The following is a 25966-nucleotide window of genomic DNA, read 5'->3' on the forward strand; positions in this document are numbered from 1 at the left end:
ATCTTTGTTTGGCTCCATTTTCATAGCCAAATAATCTGGCTTATGCCTTAAGCGCATAAATAAAGACGAATTTAAACTTTAAGAAAAATCGGAAGCAGCCTACTTTAGCGATACAAAATAATGACACTAAATTAACTTTACAGGGATCTCATATGACCAAAAAACTGCTGCCTCTCGTCATCATGACGCTGCTCTCTGCCACCAGCTATGCGGCAACGCCGCCAGATACCCTGGTTGTTGCACAAGGTCTGGACGATATTGTCAGCCTGGATCCGGCAGAAGCCAATGAGCTTTCCAGTATCCAGACCGTTCCAAGCCTGTACGAGCGCCTGGTCCAGCCGGATCGTGAGAACCCTGAAAAGATTAACCCGGTGTTGGCAGAAAGCTGGCAGCCCGATGCGGCCGCCAAAACCCTGACCATCAAACTGAAAAGTGACGCGAAGTTTGCTTCCGGTAACCCGCTGCGCCCTGAGGATGTGATTTTCTCCTATACCCGCGCGGTCACCATGAACAAATCCCCGGCCTTTATTCTTAACGTCCTGGGCTGGGAACCGGACAATATCGCCAGCCAGTTAAAGAAAATCGACGATCATACGATCCAGTTGCACTGGACGGCGGATGTCAGCCCGGCAGTGGCACTGAATATTCTCTCCACGCCTATCGCCTCAATCGTAGATGAGAAACTGGTCAGCGCGAACGTCAAAGACAATGATTTTGGTAACGCCTGGCTAAAACTGCACTCTGCGGGCAGCGGCGCGTACAAAATGCGCGTTTATCAACCGCATCAGGCTATCGTACTGGACGCCAATCCCACTTCGCCTGGCGGCGCGCCCAAACTGAAAAATATCATTATTAAAAACGTACCGGATCCGGCTTCCCGTCGTCTGTTAATTCAACAGGGCGATGCCGATGTGGCGCGCGATCTCGGTGCCGATCAGATTAGCGCGCTGGCAGATAAGAAAGGCATTAAGGTGCTGAGTATTCCGTCTGCTGAGCAGAACTATCTGGTCTTTAACGCCGGTAACAGCGCGAACCCGTTGCTGAACAATCCCGCCTTCTGGGAGGCGGCACGCTGGCTGGTCGATTACGACGGCATCACCAAAGATCTGCTGAAAGGGCAATATTTTGTCCACCAGAGTTTCCTGCCGGTCGGCCTGCCAGGCGCGCTGGAAGATAACCCGTTTAAATTCGACCCGGCAAAAGCAAAAGAGATCCTCGCCAAAGCGGGCATTAAGGATGCGCACTTCACCCTGGACGTCGAAAACAAACCGCCGTTCATTACCATCGCCCAGTCTATGCAAGCCAGTTTTGCTCAGGGCGGCGTGAAGGTAGATCTGTTACCCGCTGCGGGCAGCCAGGTCTATGCCCGCGTGCGTGCCAAACAGCATCAGGCGGCGATTCGTCTGTGGATCCCCGATTATTTTGACGCCCACTCCAACGCCAGCGCCTTCGCCTATAATGACGGGAAATCCAGTACGGTTGCCGGATTGAATGGCTGGCAGATCCCTGAATTAAGCAAAGCCACGCTCGCGGCCGTTGCCGAGCCGGATGCCGCCAAACGTCTGGAGCTCTACAAAAAAATGCAGCAAGAGTTGCAGCATAAATCCCCTTATATCTTTGTTGATCAAGGGAAAACGCAAATCGTGGTACGTGATAATGTGAAAGGCTACCAGCAAGGGTTAAATGCCGATATGGTGTGGTATGACCGCGTAACCAAGTAAGTTAGCGATTGCGCCGTTGACCCTTTCTCATGACGAGAGAGGGTCATCATTAAAGAACGATGCCATTAAGAGTTAGTCATGTCCCACATCTCACCCAGGCTGTTACGGGTTATCCAGACCCTGATAACCCTCGCCCTGACGTTATTTGGTCTGTTACTGGTTACCTTTTCACTCTCGGCACTCTCGCCCGTTGACCGTGTGCTGCAAATCGTCGGTGACCATGCCAGCCAGTCGACCTATGACCAGGTCCGCCACCAACTCGGGCTGGATCAACCGCTGCCCGTGCAGTTCTGGCACTATTTACTCGACCTGTCTCACGGTGATTTAGGCACCGCCAGCGCCACCGGACAGCCCGTCTTGCAGGATCTACTCTCCGCTTTTCCTGCCACGCTGGAGCTGGCTACCCTGGCATTGGTTATCGGTACCGCGTTGGGTATTCTCGCGGGCGTATTATGTGCCCGTTTTGCCGGTTCCCCGCTGGATCTGGCCGTGCGCACTTTTACCCTGCTCGGTAACTCTGTCCCTATCTTCTGGCTCGGTCTGTTAATGCTGGCGCTGTTCTACGCGAACCTGCAATGGAGCGCAGGCCCCGGCAGGCTGGATGATATTTATCAGTACACTGTCACCCCGCAGACCGGCTTTGTGCTTATCGATACCTGGCTTTCCGGTGACAGTCAGGCATTCAGAAATGCCCTTAGCCATATGGTACTTCCGGCCAGCCTGCTTGCTTACTATTCTCTGGCCAGCATCACGCGACTAACCCGCTCGGCCTGCCTTGGCGAAATGAACAAAGAGTATATCTTGCTGGCACGCGCAAAGGGGGCTGGCGAGATGACAATCATGCTGCGCCATGTCCTGCCAAATATTCGCGGCACGCTCCTGACCGTGGTTGCGCTGTCCTATACCAGCATGCTGGAAGGCGCGGTGCTGACAGAGACCGTCTTTTCCTGGCCGGGTATTGGCCGCTATCTCACGACCGCGCTGTTTGCCGGTGACACCACGGCGATTATGGGCGGCACACTGGTTATCGGTGTCTGCTTTGTCCTGATAAATAACCTCGCCGATATGCTGGTACGGCTCACTGACCCGAGGATTCGCTAATGCCGACGACTCTCTTTTTACGCCGTCTGCGCCATTCGCCTGCGGGTTTTAGCGGATTGATTATTGTGGTGTTACTCCTGCTGGTTGCCATTCTGGCGCCGTGGCTGGCACCGCAAGACCCCAACTGGCAGGATGCCGCGTCGCGCTTACAGCCGCCCTCGGCTGCACACTGGCTGGGAACCGACAGCTATGGCCGTGATTTGCTGTCACGGCTCATTTATGGCACGCGTCCGGCGCTGGGGCTGGTGGCCATGGTCACCCTCATTACGCTGCCTGCCGGCCTGCTGGTCGGTATTTTGTCTGGCTATTACGGTGGCTGGCTGGAACGCGTTCTGATGCGCTTTACCGATGTGGTCATGTCCATGCCGCGTCTCATCCTTGCGTTCGCGTTTGTCGCCATGCTTGGCCCGGGCCTCGTCAATGGCGCACTCGCCCTCGCGCTGACTACCTGGCCTGCCTATGCGCGTCAGGCACGTAGCGAGATCCAGCGACTTCGTCACAGCGATTACCTGGCAGCGGCTGAGATGATGGGAATTCGCGGCTGGCGGCTGTTACTGGGGCATATTCTGCCACTCTGCCTGCCATCCGCGATTGTGCGTCTGGCTCTGGACCTGGCGGGCATTATCCTTGCCGCCGCCGGACTGGGTTTTCTGGGTCTGGGGGCTCGCCCACCGATGGCGGAATGGGGCGCCATGATCGCTGATGGTATGCAAGTTATCTTCGATCAATGGTGGATTGCCGCAGCCCCTGGCGCGGTCATTTTACTGGCGAGTCTTGCGTTTAACCTGCTGGGCGATGGCCTGCGTGATGTACTGGAGCCACAACATGACTGAAAAACGAATTATCGTATCGGGTCTTAATGTTGATTATCCCGGCGCCCGCGTGGTCAATAACCTGAGTTTCACGTTGGGCAATGAACGCCTCGCGCTGGTGGGCGAATCTGGCTCCGGTAAATCAATGACCGCCCGTGCCCTGATGGGGCTGGTACGTAAACCCGGAAAGGTCAGCGCCAGTGAACTGAGCGTATCCGGGCATGATTTACTGACCATGGAGAATAAAGCGTGGCGCGCCCTGCGTGGCAATGGCATTGCGATGGTACTACAAGACCCGCGCTATGCGCTTAATCCAGTCCAAACTGTGCAGGCACAACTGGACGAAGCCCTGACGCTTCATCAGCGCCTGAACCGCAAACAGCGGCTGGAAAAAATAAACGAGGCATTGCGCGCCGTGGAGCTGGAACCGGCGGTGTTGCAACGCTACCCCGGAGAGCTTTCCGGTGGTATGGGCCAGCGTGTGATGATCGCCATCGCGCTGGTTAACAACCCACAGGTGCTGATAGCGGATGAACCGACCTCAGCGCTCGACGCGCGCCTGCGCAATCAGATCCTTGAACTGCTGGTGGCGCAGTGTGAACAGCGGCAAATGGCCATGCTGCTTATCAGTCACGATTTACCGCTGGTCGCGCAGCACTGTCATCGCGTGCTGGTGATGTACCAGGGGCAAAAGGTGGATGAAATGACCGCCAGCGAACTTCCCAATGCCACGCATCCTTACACGCGCACGCTGTGGACCTGTCGACCACAGGCGCAGACCTATGGACAAATGCTCCCGACACTTGATCGCAGCCAAATCTTTACGGAGTCAGACCATGGTCATCGCTGAAATTCGCCATCTGGAAGTAAGCTTCGGGGAAAAAACCGTCGTCCGTGATGCCAGTTTTAGCCTCGAACAGGGCGAGACATTTAGCCTGATTGGCGCATCAGGCTGTGGCAAATCAACGCTGATGCGCGTACTGGCAGGGCTGCAGCGTGACTGGCGTGGTGAAATGTCACTCTTCGGCTCAGAGATAAAAGCGGGCACGCGCTACCAGGGGGCATTGCGACGCAACGTACAAATGGTCTTTCAGGATCCGTACGCTTCACTGCATCCCAACCATACGCTGTATCGTTCTCTCGCAGAACCGCTACAGATTCACCGTGAGAAAGCGGTAGAGCAGCGCGTCAGCACGGCACTGGAAGAGGTGGGGCTGCCTGCGGATGCTGCCAGACGCTATCCACATCAACTCTCAGGTGGTCAGCGTCAGCGTGTGGCGATCGCCCGGGCATTGCTGTTGCGTCCACAGATTCTTCTGCTTGATGAGCCAACCTCAGCGCTGGATATGTCGATCCAGGCAGAAATACTCAACTTACTGAACCGTCTGAAAGACCAGCACAATATGAGTTATCTGTTGGTTAGCCACGATGCCGATGTCATTGCGCATATGTCAGACCGGGCCGCCTTTATGGCGAACGGTAAAATCGAGCGCTTTTTTGACCGGGATGCGCTGGCACGTGGCGAACACCGTATGGGGTAAGTGAAAAGGGTTTGGGTGCGTGAGGATCCAACCTGACAAGATGATTTGCGGGGATGGCTCCCCGCAAGTCAGCTACTTCTTCGTTTCGTAAGCGAGAACAGCTTTAAACTCCGTATCCCGTTGTTTGAACGTCATCTCGCAAAGCGAGTCGCGTACTAACAGCGTGAAACCCAGTGCTGTCATACACAGCACCACGATCGCCACCAGGGCGTACTTCGTTAGCATGTCGTTGCCTCCGTGCAAAAAAGAGACTAACATCCAACTTGTTCAGGGTTGGGATGTAAGCCTCAGGTTGATAACACTATCTCCTGGGGCTTTCACCTTTCTGAACCCTGCAAATGCCCGGCTCAGAAAGCCTCAGGCACCCGCGAGCATCCTAACCTCTTCATTCCCTTCGCACGAAAGAAAAACTGTATTTATATCCAGTTAAATTCACTTTTCAGAATATGTTCAGGCGAGACGCTATCACTTCGCCAGGCTGCCAAACTGCTCAAGCACGGCATCAAAAATCGCTAACCCTTTTTGCACTTCGGCGGCACTCATAGTGCAAGGCGGCACCACGTGAATACGGTTTTCAGCGACAAAAGGCAAAATCCCGGCGTTGAGCAACGCGCCTTTGATCGCCGCCATATCGGCTGCGGCGACTGGCGTTTTCGCCACGCGGTCGGTGACCAGCTCCAGCGCCTGGAACATACCACGACCACGCACATCACCGATCAACGCATGTTTCTGCGCCAGCGACGTCAGGCCAGCGCGCAACACGCCGTCCCCCACCGTTGCCGCGTTTTCTACCACTTTTTCATCTTTCATCGCATCGAGCGTGGCGACAATGGCCGACATCGCCAGCGGATGGCCGGAATAGGTCAGGCCGCCTGCAAAGAAGTGGTCGTCAAAGTAATGTGAGATTTTCTCGGAAATAATGACGCCGCCCGCCGGTACGTAACCCGCATTAACACCTTTTGCGAAGGTGATGAGATCGGGAACAATGCCATCCTGCTCGAACGCAAACCAGCTACCTGTGCGACCGAAACCGGCCATCACTTCATCGACAATCAGCACAATGCCGAACTCATCTGCCAGTGCGCGCACGCCCTGCATATAGCCTTTAGGCGGCACCAGAATCCCGGCCGTACCCGGTACGGACTCCAGCAGAATAGCGGCGACAGAATTCGGCCCTTCACACTCAATCATCCGGCGCAGATGCGCCAGTGCGCGCTGACACTCTTCTTCTTCGGTTGTGGCGTTAAACTCGCTGCGATACAGGTACGGGTTAAAGAAGTGAACGTGCCCACGGGCATATTCATTCGGAATACGACGGGGATCGCCCGTGGCCACAATGGCGCTACCGGTATTCCCATGGTAAGAACGGTAGGCAGAAAAAATCTTGTCACGCCCGGTATACATACGCGCCATACGCATGGCGTTTTCGTTGGCGTCGGCCCCGGCGTTCGTAAAGAACACTTTGCTAAAGCCTTCGGGCGCCAGATCAACAATCCGTTTTGCCGCTTCGCCGCGTGCGAGGTTTGCCGTCGCCGGCGCGATAGTGGTCAATAATTCCAGTTGTGCCTTCATCGCCGCCAGAACACGCGGATGCTGATAACCGATATTGACGTTTACCAGTTGGCTACTGAAATCCAGATACGTATTGCCATCGTAATCCCACAATTCGCACCCTTGTGCACCGGCGATCACCAGCGGATTGAGGTTGCCTTGCATCGACCATGAATGGAACACATACGAACGGTCCAGCTGACGTACATCATCGTTGGTTATCGCCATCTCGCTCTGAAGTGCCAGTTTCATACCCTGCTCCTTTCATACCGTTGTTGTTGATTCCATCATGCGGCGCACCTGGCGCAGTCAGGTAGAGCCAGTCTTGTTAGCGGCATGTGACACACGTGTCACATATTTACTCACCAACTGGCTCTGTCTCTCCTGCGCGCGCGTTTTTTATAGTGGCGGAAGAAACCAGCACAGGAGAGAGAGATGACAACAGCAAAGAAAGTGGTCTTTATTACCGGCGCGACATCCGGGTTCGGCGAAGCCGCCGCGCGGGTCTTTGCCAAAGCAGGTTGGTCGCTGGTACTGAGTGGACGCCGTCTGGCACGCCTTGAGGCGTTGCAGGATTCGCTGGCGGCAGAAGTACCCGTTCACATTATTGAGCTGGATGTACGCGATAAAGACGCCGTGAAGCAGGCCGTTGCCGGGCTCCCACCCGCGTTCGCCGATATCACCACGCTTATCAATAACGCCGGGCTGGCGCTTTCACCGCAGCCCGCACAAAACGTTGAGTTGGAAGACTGGCAGACCATGATTGATACCAACGTCACCGGGCTGGTCAATGTGACTCACGCGCTGCTGCCCACGCTGATTCAGCATGGCGCAGGGGCGAGTATCATCAATATTGGTTCGATTGCCGGACAATGGCCCTATCCGGGCAGCCACGTTTATGGCGCAACCAAAGCCTTTGTGAAACAGTTTAGCTATAACCTGCGCTGCGATTTGCTGGGTACAGGTGTGCGGGTGACCGATCTGGCGCCGGGTATTGCGGAAACCGAATTCACGCTGGTTCGCACCAAAGGCGATCAGGCGGCATCCGATAACTTATACCGTGGCACCACGCCACTCAGCGCACAGGATATCGCCGAACAGATGTTCTACATCGCCACACTACCAGACCATATGAATATTAACCGGGTGGAAGTCATGCCGGTGCGTCAGGCCTGGCAGCCGTTTGCCATTGACCGGGATTAATATGTCTGTGGTAGCCTGGATAAGGCGCTTGCGCCGCATCCAGGATATTCCCCGGTGGCGCTGACGCTTACCGGGGCTACGGTGAGTGCGATCGGTAGATACTGTGAATGTTTTCAACCTTTTTAGCCACGGCTGACTCGTCTTCCCGAATAGCAACCATAGCGACATCCGGGATTTGTGTTCCCCGGTAACGCGATGATTACCGGGTCTACACTTGAGAAGGGACATTAGCGGCTGGACTGCAAAAACTTCCGTACCCGGTCCGAATCCGGATTGGTAAAGAACTTCTCTGGCGATGCCTTCTCGATCAGCAACCCTTTCTCCAAAAATACCACCTCGTCCGACACCTGACGGGCAAAATCCATCTCGTGCGTTACCACCACCATTGTGTATCCTTCGGCGGCGAGGTTTTTCATCACCCCCAGCACCTCATTGACCAGTTCAGGATCCAGCGCCGATGTCGGTTCATCGAACAAGATCACCTCTGGCGACATCGCCAACGAACGGGCAATCGCCACACGCTGTTTCTGTCCGCCAGAAAGGGTAATCGGGTACACATCCGTTTTATGGCTCATCCCGACCTTATCTAACTGACGACGACCAATCTCGTCAGCCGCGTCCCGCTTCATGCCCTTCACGTGGATCAGCGCTTCGGTGACGTTTTGTAACACCGTCAGATGCGGCCACAAATTAAAGCTCTGGAATACCATTCCCACGCGTTCGCGGATTTTTGACAACGCTTTATGTGACATGGCCTTGCCTGAGGCGTCATCAATACCCAGCCGCTGACCGCTAATGCGCACTTCGCCGCGATCCGGCTGCTCCAGCCAGTTCATACAGCGCAACAAGGTCGATTTCCCGGAACCGGAAGAACCGAGAATACTGACCACTGTGCCTTTCTCCACCGTCAGGTTGATATCACGCAATACTTCAACGTTATCAAACTGCTTGGACAGATTCTTAACGCTAACCGCACTTTGTTCAGGCATGGGTCATTCCTCGCTTGTTTCCATATTGGCTTAGTCGTTTAATCAGCAATTCAAGTAAAATGCTGATGCCCCAGTACAGCGCAATGGCGACGATAAAGGCGTTAAACGGAATAAAATACGTCGACTGCACGCTATTCGCGGCGGCGGTGATCTCCTGTACGGTAATAATGCACAGGAAGGCCGTATCTTTCAGACAGATAATTAACTGGTTGCCCATCAGCGGCAGTGCAGAAGAGAAAATGTTAGGCAGGACGATTCGCTGAAAGATTTTATAGCGAGAAAAACCCTGCGACACAGCGGCTTCAATATAACCCGCGGAAAATATACGACGCTGGCTGCGTAATATCTCGAAGAAATAGGCACCATGATAAATCACCAGCGCCAACAGACCGGCAGTCCAGGCTTCCATACTAATGCCCAACTGCGGCAGACCGTAATAAAGTAAATAGGCCAGAATCAAAAAGGGAACAGCACGCATCAGGCTGACGAAAGCAATAATTATCCTGTCAATAACGCGATTTTGATATTCCATAATGTAGCACAGCAAAATCCCGATAAATAAGCCGAGAACGGCTGCAATAATAAACAGCTCAAGCGTTGAAAGCAGGCCATTAAAAAAACTCTCGCGTGCTGACCAGACAATACTCCACTGACTCATATATCCTCCTGCTTTTATCGCGCCAGGCGCTTCGCTTTACGTTCCGCCATGCCCTGCAATTTCAGCAACAAGCCGATAATAATGACGTAGAGCAATCCCGCCGCCAGAATGGGCGACAGAGGTTCATAGGTCACCGAAGAGATGCGATTGGTGACGCGGGTCAGGTCTACCACGCCGATTATCGCTATCGCCGGGCTGCCTTTAATCAGGAAAGACATCTCATTGACCAGCGCAGGCAGGCTTTCAATCCACATCTGCGGCAGCATGATGTAACGGAAATAGGTCCAGCGCCGCATACCGACAGATTCGGCAGCTTCCCGCTGTTCGCGAGGGAAGTTACGAAATGCGTTACGCCAGATTTCGGCATTAAAGGCGGAGGTATTCAACGTCAGCGCCACAATCGCCGCCGCCGTTTTATCCAGGTTTATCCCAAGCGTCGGCAGCGATAAGAACAGGAACAGAACCAGCGTCACCAGCGGTGTGGCGCGCGCCAGACTGATATAGACCACCAGCACCTGGTCGACGACCGGGATTTTCATCATTCGAATAAAGGCGATCACCAGACCGATGACCACCCCGAACGCGATAGCCACGCCCGAAATCCAGAGGGTCGTCCATGCGCCTTCAATTAATAACTGCCATGCCATTGAATCCATGGTGCCCCCTTTTCTAACTGGCGGCGGTTACCCGCCGCATTGAACTTATAAACCCGCTAACTTATGGAACTGATCGGCGCTGGTGATCGGCTCTTTCGGCAGATCGTAGGTTTCGCCAAACCATTTTTTCTGCAACTCAGCCAGCTTGCCGGTTTCGGTCATGTGATTCATAAATTTGGTCATGAAGGCCAGTAATTCCGGGGAGCTTTTGGAGATTGGCCATGCCATGTAGCCTGGGCCAGAGACCGGCAGCCCTTTGGCAAACACTTTCGGCTTCGCTTTCACCAGGTCGTTGACGGAGATAACCACGTTAATCACGTAATCGACGCGTTTGTTGGCAAGATCGGCATAGGCTTCCGGGTAAGATTGATATTCCACAACCGGGCCCAGTTTACCGCCCACTTTCTCCAGCATCGCTTTCAGTTCCGGCAGACGCGCCAGTAATGCGCTGCCCGCCTGGACGCCCACTTTTTTACCGCTCAAATCAGCGATGGTATTTAATGTTTTATCATCTGCGCGTTTCACAAAATAATGCTGAGCAGACGCCCATGGCGGGGTGAAATTAAATACATTGAGACGTTCATCGGTAATCACCGCACCGGTTAACGCCATATCGTATTGTCCGGTAGAGACGGCGGCGAGCAGCCCCGTCCAGGGTAAAATACTTTGGTTGATATTGAATTTTGCGTATTTACGCAACTCGTCGAGCATATCCTTGTTAAACCCTTCCGATTTACCATCCTTCATAAAGTTAAACGGCGCATAGTCATCTTCGGTCGCCACTTTCAACGTGCCAGACTTTTCGATTTCGGGTAAATCTGCTGCGACTGCGTGTAAAGAAAAAGCCAAAGTGAACATGGCTGCAAGACAATATTTGCCGAATACTTTTTTCATTTCTCTACCCTTAATTAAATATGCCAGAAAGGTTCATCCCAGACATGCTGGAATCATTGCAATAAATATGCCGACTGCGTTTCTTGACCGCGCTTTTGTGACTGCGTTTTTACAATAGGGAGCCTTTTTGCTTTCTGAATAGAGCCAGTTTCGGCAAATGAATGTGTCAGATATCGGGAAGCTGGTATGGAATTTGCTCAAATATATCCATGTCTTTTCCAGCGGAGTGCGTCATGATTCGTCACCTTTTGCATGTCAATTTTGATGGTCAGCGTGGGTTACAGGAACAGGTGCGTGAATCACTGATAAACGCCATCCTGAGCGGCATTTTTCTGGCCGATACGCCCCTTCCCTCATGTCGCCAACTGGCTGGTCAGCTTAATGTTTCTCGCAATACCACGGCGCTGGTGTTTGAAAGTCTGGTCAACGAAGGGTATCTGGTCAGCCGCCCACGCAGCGGGTATTACCTGCACCCGGATTACTACCACGCCGGCCAAAACGTGTCGCAAACTGCACCTGAATGCGAAAGCGCTGCACCACGATGGAGCAACCGCCTGCAAATCACGCCCAGCCAACAGGAATCTATCCTTAAACCGGCTGGCTGGATGCACTATCGCTACCCGTTTATTTACGGCCAGCCGGACACACAACAGTTCCCCCTCGCCTTCTGGCGCGCTGCGGCAAACTGGCTGCACGGCGGCGTGCGAGACCCCTCCTGGGTTATCGACCATATCGATCAGGATGTGCCCATGCTGGTTGAGCAGATCCGCACCAGGGTGCTGCCGAAACGCGGTATCGTGGCCGCCCCGGACGAAATCCTCATCACGCTGGGGTCACAGAACGCCCTCTATTTGTTGACCCGCCTGTTGATGTCCCGGCAGACGCGTGTGGCGGTCGAAAATCCGGGATTTCGTGAAGCGATCAACACCTTTCTGCTTAACGATACCCATATCGTTCCGCATCCGGTTGATGAAGAAGGCATTGTGCTGGGCGAAACGCCCTGTGATTACTACTACGTGACGCCGGGCCACCAGGTGCCAACGGGCGTCACCATGAGTAAAGCGCGCCGGGTCCAGTTGCTCGAATACGCTACCCGGCATGACGCGGTGATCATTGAAGATGACTACGACTCGGAAAGTAACTTTACGCAAAATCCGTTACCGGCGCTGAAAGCCAGTGACCGCAGCGGCCGCGTTATCTATGTCAGCAGTCTGTCAAAAGCGCTTTCGCCGGGTCTGCGACTCGGTTTTATGGTAGCGGCCCCGGAAATCATCGACGAAGCCCGTGCGTTGCGCCGCCTGGTGTATCGTCACCCCCCAACCAACATTCAGTATCAGATGGCCCATTTTCTGGCTCAGGGCCATTACGAGACGCACCTGCGCCGCTACCACGAAGACTCCGCGCGCCGTTGGGATACGTTGCATACCGCGCTGCAAACCTTTTTGCCCGAATGCAAAACCTTCGGCGGCAGCGAACATGCCAACGCCTTCTGGCTGAGTACGCCAAAGCATATCAGTACCCAACAACTCACCTGGCGCGCAGCCCATGCGGGGGTATTAATTGAACCGGGGGCGCGGCATTTTCTTGACGACGCCCCACCGGATAACTATTTCCGGATGGGGTTTCACGCCATCAATCCGGATGCCATCGTGCCCGGCGTGGAAGTGCTGCGTGGGCAACTGGAGCAAATCGGATAGTTCGCATAAAGGCGGGTTTAGAGGGCATGCCTATACTTAATCCCAACCTCACAAGGAAAGGATAAGAAAATATGCCTCTACCCGACTTTCACGTTTCCACTCCTTTTACCCTGGGCATTGAACTTGAGTTGCAAGTCGTTAACCCACCCGGATACGACCTTAGCCAGGACTCCTCGCGGCTGATCGATGCGGTAAAAGCACAGGTCAAAACCGGTGAGGTCAAGCACGACATCACGGAAAGTATGTTGGAAATTGCGACAGGGGTCTGTCGCGACATCAACCAGGCGGCACACCAGTTTTCTGCCATGCAGCAGATTATTTTGCAGGCGGCAAACGAGCATCACGTACAGATTTGCGGCGGCGGCACGCACCCTTTTCAAAAATGGCAGCGTCAGGAGATCAGCAACGATGAACGCTATCACCGGACGCTGGAAATGTTTGGCTACCTGATGCAGCAGGCGACCGTTTTCGGCCAGCATGTGCATGTGGGTTGTCCGAGTGGCGATGACGCCATCTATCTTCTTCATGGCTTATCACGTTTTGTGCCGCATTTTATCGCGCTTGGCGCCGCTTCCCCATACGTGCAGCGCACCGATACCCGTTTCGCCTCATCGCGACTGAATATTTTTTCATCTTTTCCGGATAATGGCCCCATGCCCTGGGTCAGTAACTGGCAAGAGTTTGAAGGGTTATTTCGTCGCCTGAGCTACACCAGCATGATTGAAAGCATTAAAGATTTGCACTGGGATATTCGCCCGAGCCCCCATTTTGGCACCGTCGAGGTGCGGGTGATGGATACGCCATTGACCCTGGCGCATGCCATTAATGTCACTGGATTTATTCAGGCTATCGCCCACTGGCTGCTGGCAGAGCGCCCGTTCAAACATCAGGAGCGCGATTACCTGCTCTACAAATTCAACCGTTTTCAGGCCTGCCGTTTTGGCCTTGAGGGGATCATTACCGATGTCCACACCGGCGAGCAGCGTAAAATAGCCGACGATATCGAACGAATGCTGGAAAAAGTTGCGCCATGGGCGGATAAGCTCAACGCAGGCAGCGCTATCTCCGAACTGATGAATTTCGTCAAACGAGGGAAAAGCGAATCGCAAATGATGCGCGATTTTGTCGCCGACGGCGGCTCGCTGATCGGCCTGGTGCAAAAACACACCGAGATTTGGGCAGCGGGCTAGAACGGTGCAGGGAGATTGCACCCTTACGCACTTTCCCGGACAATGTCGTTTTTAACAAGCGATTAACTGTCATGAAGCACCCACTGGAAACATTAACCACCGCGGCAGGTATTCTGCTGATGGCTTTCATCTCGGTATTGCTGCTACCCGCCCCTTCCCTGGGGCTGGTACTGGCGCAAAAACTGCTGGATACCTTCCATTTTCAGGACCTGAATCAGCTCTATACCGTGTTGTTTTGCCTGTGGTTTCTGTTACTGGGTGCGATCGAGTTCTACGTGGTGCGCTTTATCTGGCGCCGCTGGTTTTCGCTGGCTTAAGGGTTCGTAGCCCGGATCAGGCGCTTGCGTCGCCATCCGGGATGTTTTTTCCCTTACCCCAAAGAGAGAAGCGGTACACCGGGCGGTGTCATCCAGGCCAAAAAAAACCCGGTTGACCTTAGGCCACCGGGCTTATGCGTCAATGCGCGCGCGGATGATTCTCTTTGCGCCAGGCGCCCGGCGGCTGATTGAACGTGCGGGTAAAGATCCGCGTAAAGGTCTGCTGCGAATCAAAGCCATATTTCAGGCAAATATCGTAGACCTTATCATTGGTATTGAGTAAATCCCGCGCCGCCAGTGACAGTTTACGTTCGCGAATATAGCGCCCCAGACTCTCACCTTTGTAATGCAAAAACAGCCGTTGCAGATGCCACTTTGAATACCCGGCGTGGCGCGCAATATCATCAATACGCAATGGTTGGTGTAAATTGTCGTCGATCCACTCGACGATAGTGTCGATAACCTGAGCGGAAATAGTCATACAGCGCTCCCCCTCTCTGCTCTTCGAAATAAACCGTTATTCCCACCAGGCGCGGAATTGCTGGGCGTTATCCGCCGCATGCACCGCTTCGCCGAGGGTGGGCGTTAACAATCGATACCCTTTGCCGAGGCTTGCCGCCGCCAGACGTTTATAAGGATCGTCCCAGGTATGTTTTGCCAGCACGAATCGTCCGGCGTGGCCCGGCAGTACCGCCCGCGCATTTAACTCCTCCGCTGCTTGCGCCGTTTCCTCCGGCATCATGTGGATGTACTTCCAGTCCTGGTCGTACTGACCGTTTTCAAGAATCGCCAGATCCACCGAACCAAACTGTTCGCCGATGGCTTTAAAGTGCGGCCCGTAACCGGTATCGCCGCTGTAATAGAGCTTGCGATCCGGGGTGACGAACATAAAGCTCGCCCACAACGTCTGATTACGTTTCAGACCGCGCCCTGAAAAGTGCCGTGCAGGCAGCACATGCACCTCCAGATCATTGCTAAACGTGATTTTTTGTTGCCAGTCCGCTTCCTGGATGATGTCCGGATTCATGCCCCAGTAACGCAGGTGCGATCCCACACCCAGCGGGACTATCACCCGTTTGATTTTTGGCATCAGCGCCCTGATAGTGGCGTAATCCAGGTGGTCGTAATGGTCATGGGATATGATCAGCAGGTCGATCTCCGGCATGGCCTCTGCCGTCCACGGATAGTCACCGTCGAAGGCTTTATTCAGAAACGAGAACGGCGCGGCGTAATTGCTCAGCACCGGATCGATAAGAATGCGTTTCCCGGCCAGTTGCAGATACCAGGATGAATGGCCCAGCCATACGACCGTATCCTGCTCCAGCGGCAGGCTTGCCAGATCGGTCTTCACCATCGGCAATGGCCGCTGCGGGCGCGCATTTTCCCGACGGGTGGTTAAAAACTCCCACGTTGCCGCCACCATGCTTTTTTGCCCCGTGTAGCTGGGCGTAGACAACTGGTTATGAAATTCACCGTCCCGGTAGTGCGGGGACTGCTCAACTCTGGTCAGTTGCTCACCCTGCGGGCGCTGACCAAATCCGGCGTTCAAAACAAAAGGCAAACTGGCGGCAGATACAACGAGCATAATAAGAACCACGCTAAGTAAGAGACGATGCATACCCTGATCCGAGAAAATGTCCCTTCCGTTGGCACATTAAAATAGACTGGACTTGATTATGAGTGAGTAAGCACTCATTATAGAAATGAATAGAAAGTCGTCAAGATGATTTTCAATCTTTGATGTTCAGCGTTGCAGCGTCACAGTGGGCATGGTTCAATCGTGGTTTTTCAAAATGTATGAGGAAAAGTGTAGTGGCTCGTCCGAAGAGTGAAGATAAGAAATTAGCATTACTGGATGCGGCGGCTGTCGCTATCGCGCAAACCGGTATTGCCGCCTCGACCGCGGTGATTGCCCGTAACGCGGGCGTGGCTGAAGGCACCCTGTTTCGTTATTTTGCCACCAAAGACGATCTGCTCAATGCGCTTTACCTGCATTTAAAATCTGACCTTTGCCAGACCATGATCGACAGCCTCGACAGGTCGCACAGCAATTCCAAAATACATACCCAATCCATCTGGAACAGCTATATCGACTGGGGCATCCGTCACCCGTCGGCACATAACGCGATTCGCCAGATTTCGGTGAGCGAAAAAATCACCCCGGAAACGCGCCAGCAGGTTATCGATATGTTCCCTGAGCTACATGAAATCTGCCACCGCTCGGTGAGGCCTGAATTTCTTTCCGAAGCGCTCTCACCTTTTGGTGACGCCATTTTTCTGACGCTGGCAGAAACCACGATGGATTTCGCCAATCGCGACCCGCAAAAAGCAAAAGAGACCAAACGGCTGGGCTTTGAAGCCATGTGGCGCGCGCTCACCGTGGATAACTGCGATGGACAGTAAAACCCTGCAAGAGACCGCACGTCACATTGCGCTGGAACTACCGTTCACTGAGCCGTGCTGGCCGTTTGGCCCGGAACACGACATTTTCAAAGTCGGCGGCAAGATTTTCATGATGATTACCACCGCTCATGGTCGGCCTATGGTGACCATGAAATCAGATCCGCAAAAATCCCTGCTCAATCAACAGATTTATCGCAGCATTGAGCCGGGATATCACATGAATAAAAAGCACTGGATCTCCATCTTTGCTGGCGATGATATCAGCGAAGATTTGCTTGTCGATCTGATTAACGACTCGCGGGATCTGGTGGTCGACACGCTGGCGAAAAAAGATCAGCAACGTCTGCGTCCGCGCTGACTGTTCGGAAAAACGAAAACGCGTTACCGTAGCGTTTTCGTTTTCCGAGAGGAGCACGCGCAGTGGAACTTGAGATTTACCAGGTTGATGCTTTCAGCACACGCCCTTTTTCCGGCAATCCGGCGGGCGTGTGTATCACGCCCCAGGCGCTTGAAACCGCCACCATGCAGCAGATTGCGGCAGAGATGGCCGTCTCTGAGACCGCGTTTCTGGCACGCGATGATAACCGTTTGCGCTGGTTTACTCCTCAGGCTGAGGTCGATTTATGCGGTCACGGCACGCTCGCCACGGCCCATATTTTGCGCCAGACCGGGCAGCTTGCTGTTGGAGAAAGCGTTGTCTTCACCACCCTTTCCGGCCCGCTTAAAGCCACCGCCCGCCCTGACACTATCGAACTGGATTTCCCGCTCTTAGTACCGGATATGCATTATGCGCCGGATAACGCTTTACTGGACGCCCTGGGTCTCGACGCCAGTGACGTCTCTGCCAGTGGGAAATTTGGCCCGAAAGCGATGATTGTGGTGGAAGACGCGCAGGTCATTGAGCAGCTCAAACCCAACTTCCAGGCGCTTGGCGCACTGCCCGGACGCGGCGTGGCCATTACGGCACCCGGTAATAGCAAATACGATTTTATCTCTCGCTACTTCGCGCCGTGGGTGGGGGTAAATGAAGATCCAGTGACCGGTTCCGCGCACTGCGCACTGGCGGCCTACTGGGGTTCGCGTCTCGATAAGCGTACCCTCAGCGCCTGGCAGGCCTCACCGCGCGGCGGCGAATTGCAGATTGCGCTCACCGCAGAAGGCCGGGTAGCGCTGGCAGGCCAGTCGCATACGGTCCTGGCCGGAAAACTCTATCTTTGAGAAGCGGCTAAGCGTGCTCTGCCAGCCATGCCAGCGCCTGCTCGCCCCGCTCATCTATCGGTAAATAGACCAGCAGCCGCGAGCCGTTACGCGGCGCTGAAAACCAGTACATCTGCTGCAAAGAAAATTCGCCTAATTCAGGATGGGTAAAGGTTTTCAGTTGATTTTCAACGCCTCGCACGTCGTAGCGCTTATGCCACAGCGAGGCAAACTCTTCCGATACTGCGCAAAAGCGCGCCAGCTTCGCTTCCCACAGCGGGTCGCCCCGATGTTCCGCCATCGCCGCCCGGAAATAGGCAACAAAGGTCGGCAGCACACTCTCCTTACGCCCAATACGGCTACGCCAGGTCGGGTTGGTCAGATAGAGATAAATACAATTGCGCTCATCTTCCGGTATTTGGTGAAAATCAACACCCATCATCCGCGAAAAAGCATCATTCCACGCCACAATATCAAAATTGGATTTTTGGATGCTGGCCGGTTGAGGTAACAGGCTATCGAGCATTTTACGCGTCCCGATGCTGATGCCTTCACACTGCGGCACCACAGGCGTTTCCGCAGGCGTCAGCCCCGCCAGCAAAAACAGGTGGCGGGTTTCAGTTGCCGAACACTCCAGCGCATTGGCGATTGCCTGCATCACGCTGGCCGACGGGTTCACATCCCTGCCCTGCTCAAGCTAGGTATACCAGGTCACGCCAACATCTGCGAGCAAGGCCACCTCTTCGCGCCTTAAGCCTGGCGTACGACGCCGCCCACTGCGCGGCAGGCCGAGACGCTGCGGGTCAAGGCTTTCCCGGCGGGAGCGTAAAAATGCGCCGAGCTGTTTGCGGTTCTCATCCTGGACGCTCAACAGAGGGGATCGTTCCGACATCAGGCTCATAAAACCTCCAGCATGGTATTGCCAGTACCAGTATAAGCAAGAACTGGTACCCGTTTTTCGTATCAGCGATGCTACGTCTATCCGATGAATGACGCAATGGAGTTACCATGAATACGTCTGCTGTTTCACCCGGTCGTGCGGGCTTGTTATTACTGTTGACCGGACAAATGCTGCCGCTGATCGATACTTCGATCACCAACGTCGCCCTTGATTCCATCACGCTGTCGCTGCACACCAATACCACGCAACTCTCTCTGATTGTTGCGCTGTACGGCGTCGCGTTTGCCGTCTGCCTGGCGATGGGGAGTAAACTGGGTGATAACTTTGGCCGCCGCAAAATGTTCTTATGGGGCGTGGCGCTGTTCGGGATCGCCTCGCTGCTGTGCGGTATCGCCAACTCCATCACCGCCCTGCTCGCGGCGCGCACCCTGCAAGGGATGAGCGCGGCGCTGATCATGCCGCAAATTCTCGCAACGCTGCACGTGACCCTCAAAGGTACGGCCCATGCCCGCGCTATCAGCCTGTATGGGGGGATTGGCGGCGTGGCGTTTATCATCGGGCAGATGGGTGGCGGCTGGCTGGTATCGGCAGATATCGCCGGGCTCGGCTGGCGAAACGCCTTTTTTATTAACGTGCCGATAAGCCTGTTGGTGCTGGCACTGAGTCATCGCTATATCCCGGAAACCCGCAATGAAACCCCAACGCGCATTGACTGGCAGGGCACCTTTGCGCTGGCGCTGATCTTATGCTGCCTGCTCTTCCCGCTCTCCCTCAGCCCGGATTTAGGCTGGCCATGGCAAAGCCAGGCGGCATTACTGGCGATAATTCCGCTAACACTGTGGATGCGTGCCGGCGCGCTGCGTCAGGAACAGCAAGGGCTGCATCCGCTGATGCCGCCACGCTTACTCAAATTGCCCAGCATCCGTTTCGGCCTGTTAATTGCGTTGCTGTTTTTCAGCGCCTGGTCCGGCTTTATGTTCTGTATGGCGCTGACATTACAGGCAGGCGTAGGCATGGCGCCGTGGCAGTCCGGTAACAGTTTTGTTGTGCTTGGGGTGACCTATTTCGCCTCGGCGTGGTATGCGCCGAAACTGATTGCCCGCCACAACGTACGTACCATTCTGCTGAGTGGCATTGCGATTCAAGTAAGCGGCCTGCTGGCGCTGTTCGCCACGCTCTGGTTGACCCATGGGCACCTCAACGCCCTAAACCTTGCGCCTTCAACCGCGCTGATTGGCTACGGCCAGGCGCTGATTGTGAACAGTTTTTACCGTATCGGGATGCGTGACATTGCCACTCAGGACGCAGGGTCAGGCAGCGCCATTCTCAGCACGCTGCAACAGGCCACGCTGGGCCTGGGCCCGGCAGTGCTTGGCGGGTTGTTTTTGCATCTGCTCAATCTCACCCAGGGCAACTACAACGAAGCGCTGGGCGGGTTTTTAGTGGCAGAGATTGTGATGATGCTGATGCTTGCCGTCGCCGCGATTGGCGCGCGCCAGCAGCTCGCCCCCCGCTGCCCGGCAAACTGAGGGGATTAGATCTTAGACGGCAGGCGTGCCACCAGCCGCCAGCGAAACCAGATCTGTGCAACCAGAATCAGCACGCCGCCGATAATTTTTTGCAGCGGCAGACGTTCGCTGTACCAGAGGGCGGCAACGATCACCGTCAGCAGCGGTTCGAGCACCATGATGATAGCAGCGCTGGCGACAGCGGCATATTTCTGCCCCTGCAATTGCAGGCCAAAGCGCAGGCTGGTGGCAATCAGAATGCTGGCGACCAGCCACAGTGCAGTGGTGCCCGTAAACGGCTGCGTCCAGTGTTCAAATAAAAGTGAGATCAACACGCCCGCAACCCCCGTCACCGCCAGTTGCACCGTGGTGAGCGGGAGTAACGGGACATCACGGGCAATGCGGCTGGTGTAGCAAAACGAAATGGATTGCACAAAAGCGGTCAACAAGAACCAGCCCTGGCTGGGATGAAAGACAATCGGCGTGTGCAGGCTTAACAGCGCCAGGCCAATAAAGGCGAGCGGCAGGCACTCCCAGTAGGCACGGGCCGGACGCACGCCCATCATGGCCCAGGCCACCAGCGGCACAAACAGCATAGAGAGGCTCATGATAAATGCCCCCTCGCCCAGCGACGGCGTGGTCGACACCGACCAAATCCACAGGCACAACGTGAGTGCCATCCATAACGCGCTGATAAAGACCTGACGCAGTTTTGCCAGCGCAATACGCTGCCCGCGACAAAATGGCAGCAATACCAGTGCCGCGCCTAAAAAACGTAACCCCAGAAAGGCGAAAACGGGCATCCCGGAGATAGCCTCGCGAGAAAAAATCCAGCCGCAGGCGGCAATGATGGTGGTGATGACCAGAAACAGTTCTGCTTGTCGTTGCCGGTTCATGGGCAAAGCTCCCAACGTATAAAAAAGCCAGCGAAAAGGCTGGCAAAAAAATCACATCAATATTATCAGGCGCTGGCGCGGGAAATATACTGCCAGTCCATCATGATCCTCTCCGCCGGGGCCTCGGGGTTATCGATTTTATTGAGCAGCAGCCCCACGGCTTTGCGACCAATCTCTTTTGACGGTTGATAAACGGTCGTCAGCGGCGGTGTCACCATTTCCGCCAGTTCTGTGCCATCAAACCCGACCACCGCAATATCCTGCGGCATTTTCAATCCGGCTTCGTGAATGGCCAGCACGGCCCCCGCCGCAAGGGTATCCGACACCGCAAAGACCGCATCGGGACGTTCTGCATGGCGCAGCAACGCCTGCATGGCCGCTTTCCCGGCGCTAAAACTCAGGTCGCTGGCATACTCAACAACCGCATACTCACACCGGTGCGCCTTAAGTCCGCTCTGGTAGCCCTCTTCACGCGAGCGGGCATATTTATAGCTGAGATCGTGGTTAATCAGCGCGATACGCTGACAGCCGCGCGCCAGTAATCGATCAATCACGCATTGCGCGGCGCCAACATCATTGATGCCCACGCAGGAGACATCGCCGTCATCGGCATATTCCGCGCACTGCACCCAGGGGGCGTTACCGATAAGCGTCGCCAGTTCCGGCAAGCGCGAGGAGGCGTCCATGGTGATAATGCCATCGACGATTTTCCCGGAAAGCAGGTTCAGCGCCGAGCGGGAGCGCGCCATATCAGAACCGGTATTGCACAGCAGGATACGAAAGCCGTTTTTTTCCGCTTCCTCTTCAATTCCTTTTACCACCTCGGCGCAAAACGGGTTGGCGATATTGGAAACCAGCACCAGAATCATTGAGCTGCGGGCGGTGCGAAGCTGGCGCGCCAACAGATTCGGCTGATAGTTGCTTTCGGCAATGGCTTTGAGCACGCGCTCGCGGTTTTTTTCTTTAACAGATTCGCTGTTATTGAGCACGCGCGAAACGGTCGCGACGGAAACGCCAGCCAGCCTGGCGATTTTCTGAATGGACATAACGTCGATATTTCCTGCGGTTAGCGTCTGGCTAGCAGGCTACCACAACGTCGGATGGCATGCACGATGCACACCTGGTGCCGCATCCGGATAGCATGGCAGGCGTAAGCGCCGCCAGGGTTGTCCCGGATGCGGTTACGCCTCATCCGGGACAACCCGTCCGGGGCGACCTACCTCAACAGGCCACTGTCACCCACTTTTGCTGCTGGTGACTTTGCAGGATGGCATCGATAATAAACATCACGCTGGCCCCATCGTAGAACGAGGCAAACCGCGCCTCATCGCGGGCAGGCATTTTCCCGTCCTGCACCGCGCGATAGAAATTCAGCATCATATTCTTAAACGCATCCGGCCAGCCTTCGATATGCCCGCCGGGAAAATGGGCGCTGGCGGCGACATCCGGCGACATCAGCCCTGGGTCATCGGTCAGTATCTGGTTAGGCTGCTGGCGGTGGCCAATCCAAAGCTGTTGTGGCACTTCCTGGTCCCAACCCAGTGAGCACTCACTACCGTTTACTTCAAAACTGAGGCGATTTTTCCGCCCGGCACTCACCTGCGACACGCTAAAACAGCCCTTACTGCCATCATCAAAACGGACCAGCACCGACCCGGCATCCTCGGTAGTCACGGTTTTGTCCTCCACCTCTGCGGCCTGCTGCGTAGAAGTGAAGGTTGCGGCTCCCCGACTGGCTTTGCGTGTCGGCCAGACAATAGAGAGATCCGCCATCACCTGAGTTATGCGCCGTCCGGTGACAAACTGCAATGTATCGCACCAGTGCGAACCGATATCGGCCACCGCCCGCGATGGGCCGCCGGTTACCGCGTCGACGCGCCAGTTATAGTCCGTTTCCAGCAGCATCCAGTCTTGCAGATAACTGCCGTAGACGGAAAACAGCCTGCCCAGCCGCCCGGATCGGCGCCAACTCGCCGCCTGCTGAACCATCGCAAACTGGCGATAGACAAAACTGACGCCATGCACAACGTTTGCCTGCTCAGCAAGCGCCACCAGTTCACGCGCCTCTTCGGCGGTCATGCACAACGGTTTTTCCGAAAACAGATGCTTTCCGGCCCGCAGGGTCTGGCGGTTAATTTCTGCATGCAGATGATTCGGCGTACAGTTATGAACCACCTGTAACCCCGGATGCGCCAGCAGTGCCTCCACGCTGGCATACGCATGCGGCACGCCAAGCTGCCGCGCCTTTTGCTGCGCGTCCGCCAGATCCGCATCGCACAGCGCCACCACCTCAACGAAGCCCAGCCGCCGAATAGCTTCAATATGCGCCGGGCCAATAAACCCGGTACCGATAATCCCGACCTGAATCATTCCACACTCCCCAGTCCTAACATGTTGCGCACACTACCCCTGTCTTCTTGCCCGGCGGCAAAATCATCAAACGCGTATTCCGACACGGGGATGATGTGACGGCGAATAAACTCGCTCCCTTCCCGCGCGCCGGTCTCTCCCGCTTTCAGGCAACATTCCCACTCCAGCACCGCCCAGCCGTCATAGCCGTACTGGGTGAGCTTGCTGAACACCGCGCCAAAATCGATTTGCCCGTCGCCCGGCGAACGAAAACGACCGGGCCTGTCGACCCAGTTCTGATAGCCGCCATACACGCCACTGCGGCCCTCCTTCCGGTACTCCGCGTCCTTCACATGAAAAGCTTTGATGCGTTCATGATAAATATCGATAAACGCCAGATAATCAATCTGTTGCAGGTGAAGATGACTCGGGTCGTAGAGGATATTGCAGCGCGGGTGGTTGTCTACGCCGTCAAGAAAACGCTCAAAGGTGGCGCCGTCATGCAGGTCTTCACCGGGGTGTATTTCATAGCACAGGTCCACACCCTGTTCATCAAAGCGGTCCAGCACCGGTCGCCAGCGGCGGGCTAATTCAGCAAACGCCTCTTTAAACAACAGGGCGTTATGGGGCGGCCACGGGTAGAGATAAGGCCAGGCCAGCGCACCGGAGAAGGTCGCATGGGCGCGTAACCCAAGGTTTTTTGAGGCACGCGCCGCCTGAAACAGTTTTTCTATAGCCCAGTCCTGACGCGCCGCCGGGTTTCCCCGCAGCGCCGCGGGTGCAAAGCCGTCAAACGCCGCGTCATAAGCCGGGTGTACCGCAATCAGTTGCCCTTCAAGGTGGGTGGAAAGCTCGCTAATCACCAGACCGCGCTCCGCCAGCACGCCGCGCACATCATCACAATAACTCTGGCTTTGCGCCGCCTGTTCGACATCAAAAATCGCCGGGTGGTTACAGGGGATTTGCAGCGCCTTGTACCCCAGCCCTGCCGCCCAACCGGCCAGCCCTTCAAGCGTATTAAACGGCGGTTTCTGCCCAATGAATTGCGCCAGAAAAATCCCCGGCCCCTGAATGGTTTTCATAGCACCTCCCACAGCTTATGCGTGCTCTTGGTCGTTGTATTTAAAAGAAAGAAGGAAAATCAGCGCGATAACGGCCGCGGCAATCGCCGGGATCCACCAAAAGGTCACCCATGCCTGCGGCAGTGTCTGCCCGGCGACAAGGCGGTTGTACAGCGCGCCGGAAATTTGTGAGCCCAGCAGCATGCCAATGCCATAGGTAAACATCACAATCATGCTTTGCGCCTGGCCTTTTACCTTTTCGCCCGCCACGCGGTCGGTGTAGATAAAGCCGACGACGAAGAAAAAGTCGTAACAGACCCCGTGCAGCAAAATGCCGAGATAGAGCAGGAAGCGCCCTTCCTCACTGACGCCGAGGGCAAAGAAGGCGTAACGCACAAACCAGGCACACATGCCGATAAGCAGCATGTACTTCACGCCAAGACGGCGAAACAGCAGCGGGATCACCAGCATAAAGAAGATTTCAGACATCTGGCCGAATGACATGGCGGTACTCACATCCGCCACACCGGCATCCGCCAGATACGAGGCGGTATAGGCGTAATAGGTGCCGAGTGGGACAGAAATCAGCGTCGCGCAGAGCGAGAAAACAAAGAAGTGACGGGTTTTGAGTAAGGCAAATGCATCGGCACAGAACAGATCGCGCATAGCGACAGGCAGCCCTTTAGCGGGTGCCGGCGTATGCGGCAACGTCAGGCTATAAAGCGCCAGCGCTACGGAGCAGATTGCCGCCACCTGGAAAATGGTCACGCTGGAGGAAATGCCCGTTACGCCGATAAAGATCCCCGCCACAATCCAGCCAATGGTGCCGAACACGCGTACCACCGGGAAAGTTTTATCGATATTGCTCAGGCTGTGGAAGGCAATATTGTTGGTCAGCGCAAGTGTAGGCATATAGCACAGCGTATAGCCAAACAGCTGCGCAATCAGCATGGCGCCGTTTTCCGCCACCAGGGCCTGCGGCACAAACATCAAAATCGCGGCCCCCGCCAGGTGCATCACCGCCATCACTTTTTGCGAGGCGAAGAACCGGTCCACCAGCATGCCGAGCACGAACGGCGACAGAATAGACGCAATAGGCCCGGCGGAAAATGCGTCGCCAATCAGCAGCGACATGTTGTGCTGCGTCATCACCAGACCGAGCGTGACAGACCAGCTCCCCCAGATAAAAAACTGTAAAAACATCATCAGCGACAGCCGCGGTACCAGCAGTCGATGCTGGACCAGATTTCCACTACTTTCGGTTGTTGACACCATTTTTTTGCCTCACCTTTAAAAAGTAATCGATTACAAAACGCATCAA

Annotated in this window: 26 protein-coding genes and 1 pseudogene; 13 read left to right on the forward strand and 14 right to left on the reverse strand. The window is 55.1% G+C overall.

The genetic code is table 11. From position 1 onward, the window contains the following. Positions 1-152: 152 nt before the first annotated feature. The 5 genes from ACS0RQ_RS20140 to ACS0RQ_RS20160 all read left to right on the forward strand — a co-directional run bounded on the left by ACS0RQ_RS20140 (position 153) and on the right by ACS0RQ_RS20160 (position 5175). The gene (locus ACS0RQ_RS20140) at positions 153-1721 is read left to right on the forward strand and encodes an ABC transporter substrate-binding protein (RefSeq protein WP_271850171.1); all 1569 of its coding nucleotides are present in this window, start codon (positions 153-155) and stop codon (positions 1719-1721) included. 78 nt (positions 1722-1799) lie between these two features. Beyond that, a complete protein-coding gene (locus tag ACS0RQ_RS20145) occupies positions 1800-2822 on the forward strand; it encodes an ABC transporter permease (protein ID WP_271850172.1) in 1023 nt (340 codons plus the stop codon). Then, the gene (locus tag ACS0RQ_RS20150) at positions 2822-3655 is read left to right on the forward strand and encodes an ABC transporter permease (RefSeq protein WP_271850173.1); all 834 of its coding nucleotides are present in this window, start codon (positions 2822-2824) and stop codon (positions 3653-3655) included. The genes ACS0RQ_RS20145 and ACS0RQ_RS20150 overlap by 1 nt, the downstream gene beginning before the upstream one ends. Then, positions 3648-4484, forward strand: coding sequence for an ABC transporter ATP-binding protein (locus ACS0RQ_RS20155; protein ID WP_271850174.1), 837 nt, complete (start codon positions 3648-3650; stop codon positions 4482-4484). Before ACS0RQ_RS20150 ends, ACS0RQ_RS20155 begins: the two co-directional genes overlap by 8 nt. Continuing rightward, the gene (locus ACS0RQ_RS20160) at positions 4471-5175 is read left to right on the forward strand and encodes an ABC transporter ATP-binding protein (RefSeq protein WP_271850175.1); all 705 of its coding nucleotides are present in this window, start codon (positions 4471-4473) and stop codon (positions 5173-5175) included. The genes ACS0RQ_RS20155 and ACS0RQ_RS20160 overlap by 14 nt, the downstream gene beginning before the upstream one ends. 72 nt (positions 5176-5247) lie before the next feature. Here the strand turns inward: ACS0RQ_RS20160 and ACS0RQ_RS20165 are convergent, their stop codons facing one another. Both ACS0RQ_RS20165 and ACS0RQ_RS20170 read right to left on the reverse strand, forming a co-directional pair. Continuing rightward, positions 5248-5400, reverse strand: a complete 153-nt coding sequence (locus ACS0RQ_RS20165; protein WP_107222510.1) for a Hok/Gef family protein — start codon at positions 5398-5400, stop codon at positions 5248-5250. A gap of 240 nt (positions 5401-5640) precedes the next feature. Then, on the reverse strand, positions 5641-6978 hold the full coding sequence (locus ACS0RQ_RS20170) for an aspartate aminotransferase family protein (RefSeq protein WP_271850177.1): 1338 nt from the start codon (positions 6976-6978) through the stop codon (positions 5641-5643). Positions 6979-7161: 183 nt separating this feature from the next. On the opposite strand from ACS0RQ_RS20170, the gene ACS0RQ_RS20175 reads away from it, so the two are divergent. Then, positions 7162-7929: an SDR family NAD(P)-dependent oxidoreductase gene (locus tag ACS0RQ_RS20175; RefSeq protein WP_271850178.1), complete on the forward strand. Its 768-nt coding sequence runs from the start codon at positions 7162-7164 to the stop codon at positions 7927-7929. Positions 7930-8156: 227 nt separating this feature from the next. Here the strand turns inward: ACS0RQ_RS20175 and ACS0RQ_RS20180 are convergent, their stop codons facing one another. The 4 genes from ACS0RQ_RS20180 to ACS0RQ_RS20195 are packed head-to-tail and all read right to left on the reverse strand — an operon-like array spanning position 8157 to position 11126. Beyond that, positions 8157-8918, reverse strand: coding sequence for an amino acid ABC transporter ATP-binding protein (locus ACS0RQ_RS20180; protein ID WP_193795429.1), 762 nt, complete (start codon positions 8916-8918; stop codon positions 8157-8159). Next, the gene (locus ACS0RQ_RS20185) at positions 8911-9576 is read right to left on the reverse strand and encodes an amino acid ABC transporter permease (protein ID WP_271850180.1); all 666 of its coding nucleotides are present in this window, start codon (positions 9574-9576) and stop codon (positions 8911-8913) included. The genes ACS0RQ_RS20180 and ACS0RQ_RS20185 overlap by 8 nt, the downstream gene beginning before the upstream one ends. 14 nt (positions 9577-9590) lie before the next feature. Further along, on the reverse strand, positions 9591-10232 hold the full coding sequence (locus ACS0RQ_RS20190) for an amino acid ABC transporter permease (protein ID WP_041852216.1): 642 nt from the start codon (positions 10230-10232) through the stop codon (positions 9591-9593). A 45-nt stretch (positions 10233-10277) separates the two neighbouring features. After that, positions 10278-11126 (reverse strand): transporter substrate-binding domain-containing protein, encoded by an 849-nt coding sequence (locus ACS0RQ_RS20195; protein ID WP_041852217.1) that lies wholly within the window; start codon positions 11124-11126, stop codon positions 10278-10280. 233 nt (positions 11127-11359) lie between these two features. On the opposite strand from ACS0RQ_RS20195, the gene pdxR reads away from it, so the two are divergent. The 3 genes from pdxR (at position 11360) to ACS0RQ_RS20210 (ending at position 14330) form a co-directional block, all read left to right on the forward strand. After that, entirely contained in the window at positions 11360-12823 is a 1464-nt protein-coding gene (gene pdxR, locus ACS0RQ_RS20200) for a MocR-like pyridoxine biosynthesis transcription factor PdxR (RefSeq protein ID WP_271850181.1), read from the forward strand. A gap of 71 nt (positions 12824-12894) precedes the next feature. After that, positions 12895-14013: a YbdK family carboxylate-amine ligase gene (locus ACS0RQ_RS20205; RefSeq protein ID WP_271850182.1), complete on the forward strand. Its 1119-nt coding sequence runs from the start codon at positions 12895-12897 to the stop codon at positions 14011-14013. 71 nt (positions 14014-14084) lie between these two features. Further along, positions 14085-14330, forward strand: a complete 246-nt coding sequence (locus ACS0RQ_RS20210) for a DUF1158 domain-containing protein (protein ID WP_041852220.1) — start codon at positions 14085-14087, stop codon at positions 14328-14330. A gap of 139 nt (positions 14331-14469) precedes the next feature. Here ACS0RQ_RS20210 and ACS0RQ_RS20215 read toward each other — a convergent pair whose 3' ends face one another. Then, positions 14470-14811, reverse strand: a complete 342-nt coding sequence (locus ACS0RQ_RS20215; protein WP_041852221.1) for a RamA family antibiotic efflux transcriptional regulator — start codon at positions 14809-14811, stop codon at positions 14470-14472. Between the two features lie 36 nt (positions 14812-14847). Then, positions 14848-15948 (reverse strand): MBL fold metallo-hydrolase, encoded by a 1101-nt coding sequence (locus ACS0RQ_RS20220; RefSeq protein ID WP_271850183.1) that lies wholly within the window; start codon positions 15946-15948, stop codon positions 14848-14850. Between the two features lie 194 nt (positions 15949-16142). On the opposite strand from ACS0RQ_RS20220, the gene ACS0RQ_RS20225 reads away from it, so the two are divergent. From ACS0RQ_RS20225 to ACS0RQ_RS20235, 3 genes are all read left to right on the forward strand, one after another. After that, complete coding sequence (locus tag ACS0RQ_RS20225; RefSeq protein ID WP_041852223.1) at positions 16143-16733, forward strand: TetR/AcrR family transcriptional regulator; 591 nt, start codon at positions 16143-16145, stop codon at positions 16731-16733. After that, the gene (locus tag ACS0RQ_RS20230) at positions 16723-17091 is read left to right on the forward strand and encodes an MmcQ/YjbR family DNA-binding protein (RefSeq protein WP_271850184.1); all 369 of its coding nucleotides are present in this window, start codon (positions 16723-16725) and stop codon (positions 17089-17091) included. The genes ACS0RQ_RS20225 and ACS0RQ_RS20230 overlap by 11 nt, the downstream gene beginning before the upstream one ends. 62 nt (positions 17092-17153) lie before the next feature. Then, complete coding sequence (locus tag ACS0RQ_RS20235) at positions 17154-17951, forward strand: PhzF family phenazine biosynthesis protein (RefSeq protein ID WP_271850185.1); 798 nt, start codon at positions 17154-17156, stop codon at positions 17949-17951. Between the two features lie 7 nt (positions 17952-17958). Here the strand turns inward: ACS0RQ_RS20235 and ACS0RQ_RS20240 are convergent. Continuing rightward, positions 17959-18831: pseudogene (locus ACS0RQ_RS20240) on the reverse strand (helix-turn-helix transcriptional regulator). A 107-nt stretch (positions 18832-18938) separates the two neighbouring features. On the opposite strand from ACS0RQ_RS20240, the gene ACS0RQ_RS20245 reads away from it, so the two are divergent. Then, positions 18939-20360, forward strand: coding sequence for an MFS transporter (locus tag ACS0RQ_RS20245; RefSeq protein ID WP_071193926.1), 1422 nt, complete (start codon positions 18939-18941; stop codon positions 20358-20360). A 5-nt stretch (positions 20361-20365) separates the two neighbouring features. On the opposite strand, the gene ACS0RQ_RS20250 is transcribed toward ACS0RQ_RS20245, so the two are convergent. From ACS0RQ_RS20250 to ACS0RQ_RS20270, 5 genes are all read right to left on the reverse strand, one after another. Continuing rightward, the gene (locus ACS0RQ_RS20250) at positions 20366-21235 is read right to left on the reverse strand and encodes a DMT family transporter (RefSeq protein ID WP_079497961.1); all 870 of its coding nucleotides are present in this window, start codon (positions 21233-21235) and stop codon (positions 20366-20368) included. Between the two features lie 65 nt (positions 21236-21300). Next, a complete protein-coding gene (locus ACS0RQ_RS20255; RefSeq protein ID WP_271850186.1) occupies positions 21301-22281 on the reverse strand; it encodes a LacI family DNA-binding transcriptional regulator in 981 nt (326 codons plus the stop codon). Between the two features lie 175 nt (positions 22282-22456). Continuing rightward, positions 22457-23605 carry a Gfo/Idh/MocA family protein gene (locus ACS0RQ_RS20260; RefSeq protein WP_271850187.1) on the reverse strand — a complete coding sequence of 383 codons (1149 nt, stop codon included), beginning with the start codon at positions 23603-23605 and terminating at the stop codon, positions 22457-22459. Further along, positions 23602-24666, reverse strand: coding sequence for a sugar phosphate isomerase/epimerase family protein (locus tag ACS0RQ_RS20265; protein ID WP_271850188.1), 1065 nt, complete (start codon positions 24664-24666; stop codon positions 23602-23604). Before ACS0RQ_RS20265 ends, ACS0RQ_RS20260 begins: the two co-directional genes overlap by 4 nt. A 15-nt stretch (positions 24667-24681) precedes the next feature. After that, positions 24682-25920, reverse strand: coding sequence for an MFS transporter (locus tag ACS0RQ_RS20270; protein WP_271850189.1), 1239 nt, complete (start codon positions 25918-25920; stop codon positions 24682-24684). Positions 25921-25966 lie beyond the last annotated feature (46 nt).

The organism is Phytobacter diazotrophicus, from assembly GCF_052061655.1.
Lineage (GTDB): Bacteria > Pseudomonadota > Gammaproteobacteria > Enterobacterales > Enterobacteriaceae > Phytobacter > Phytobacter diazotrophicus.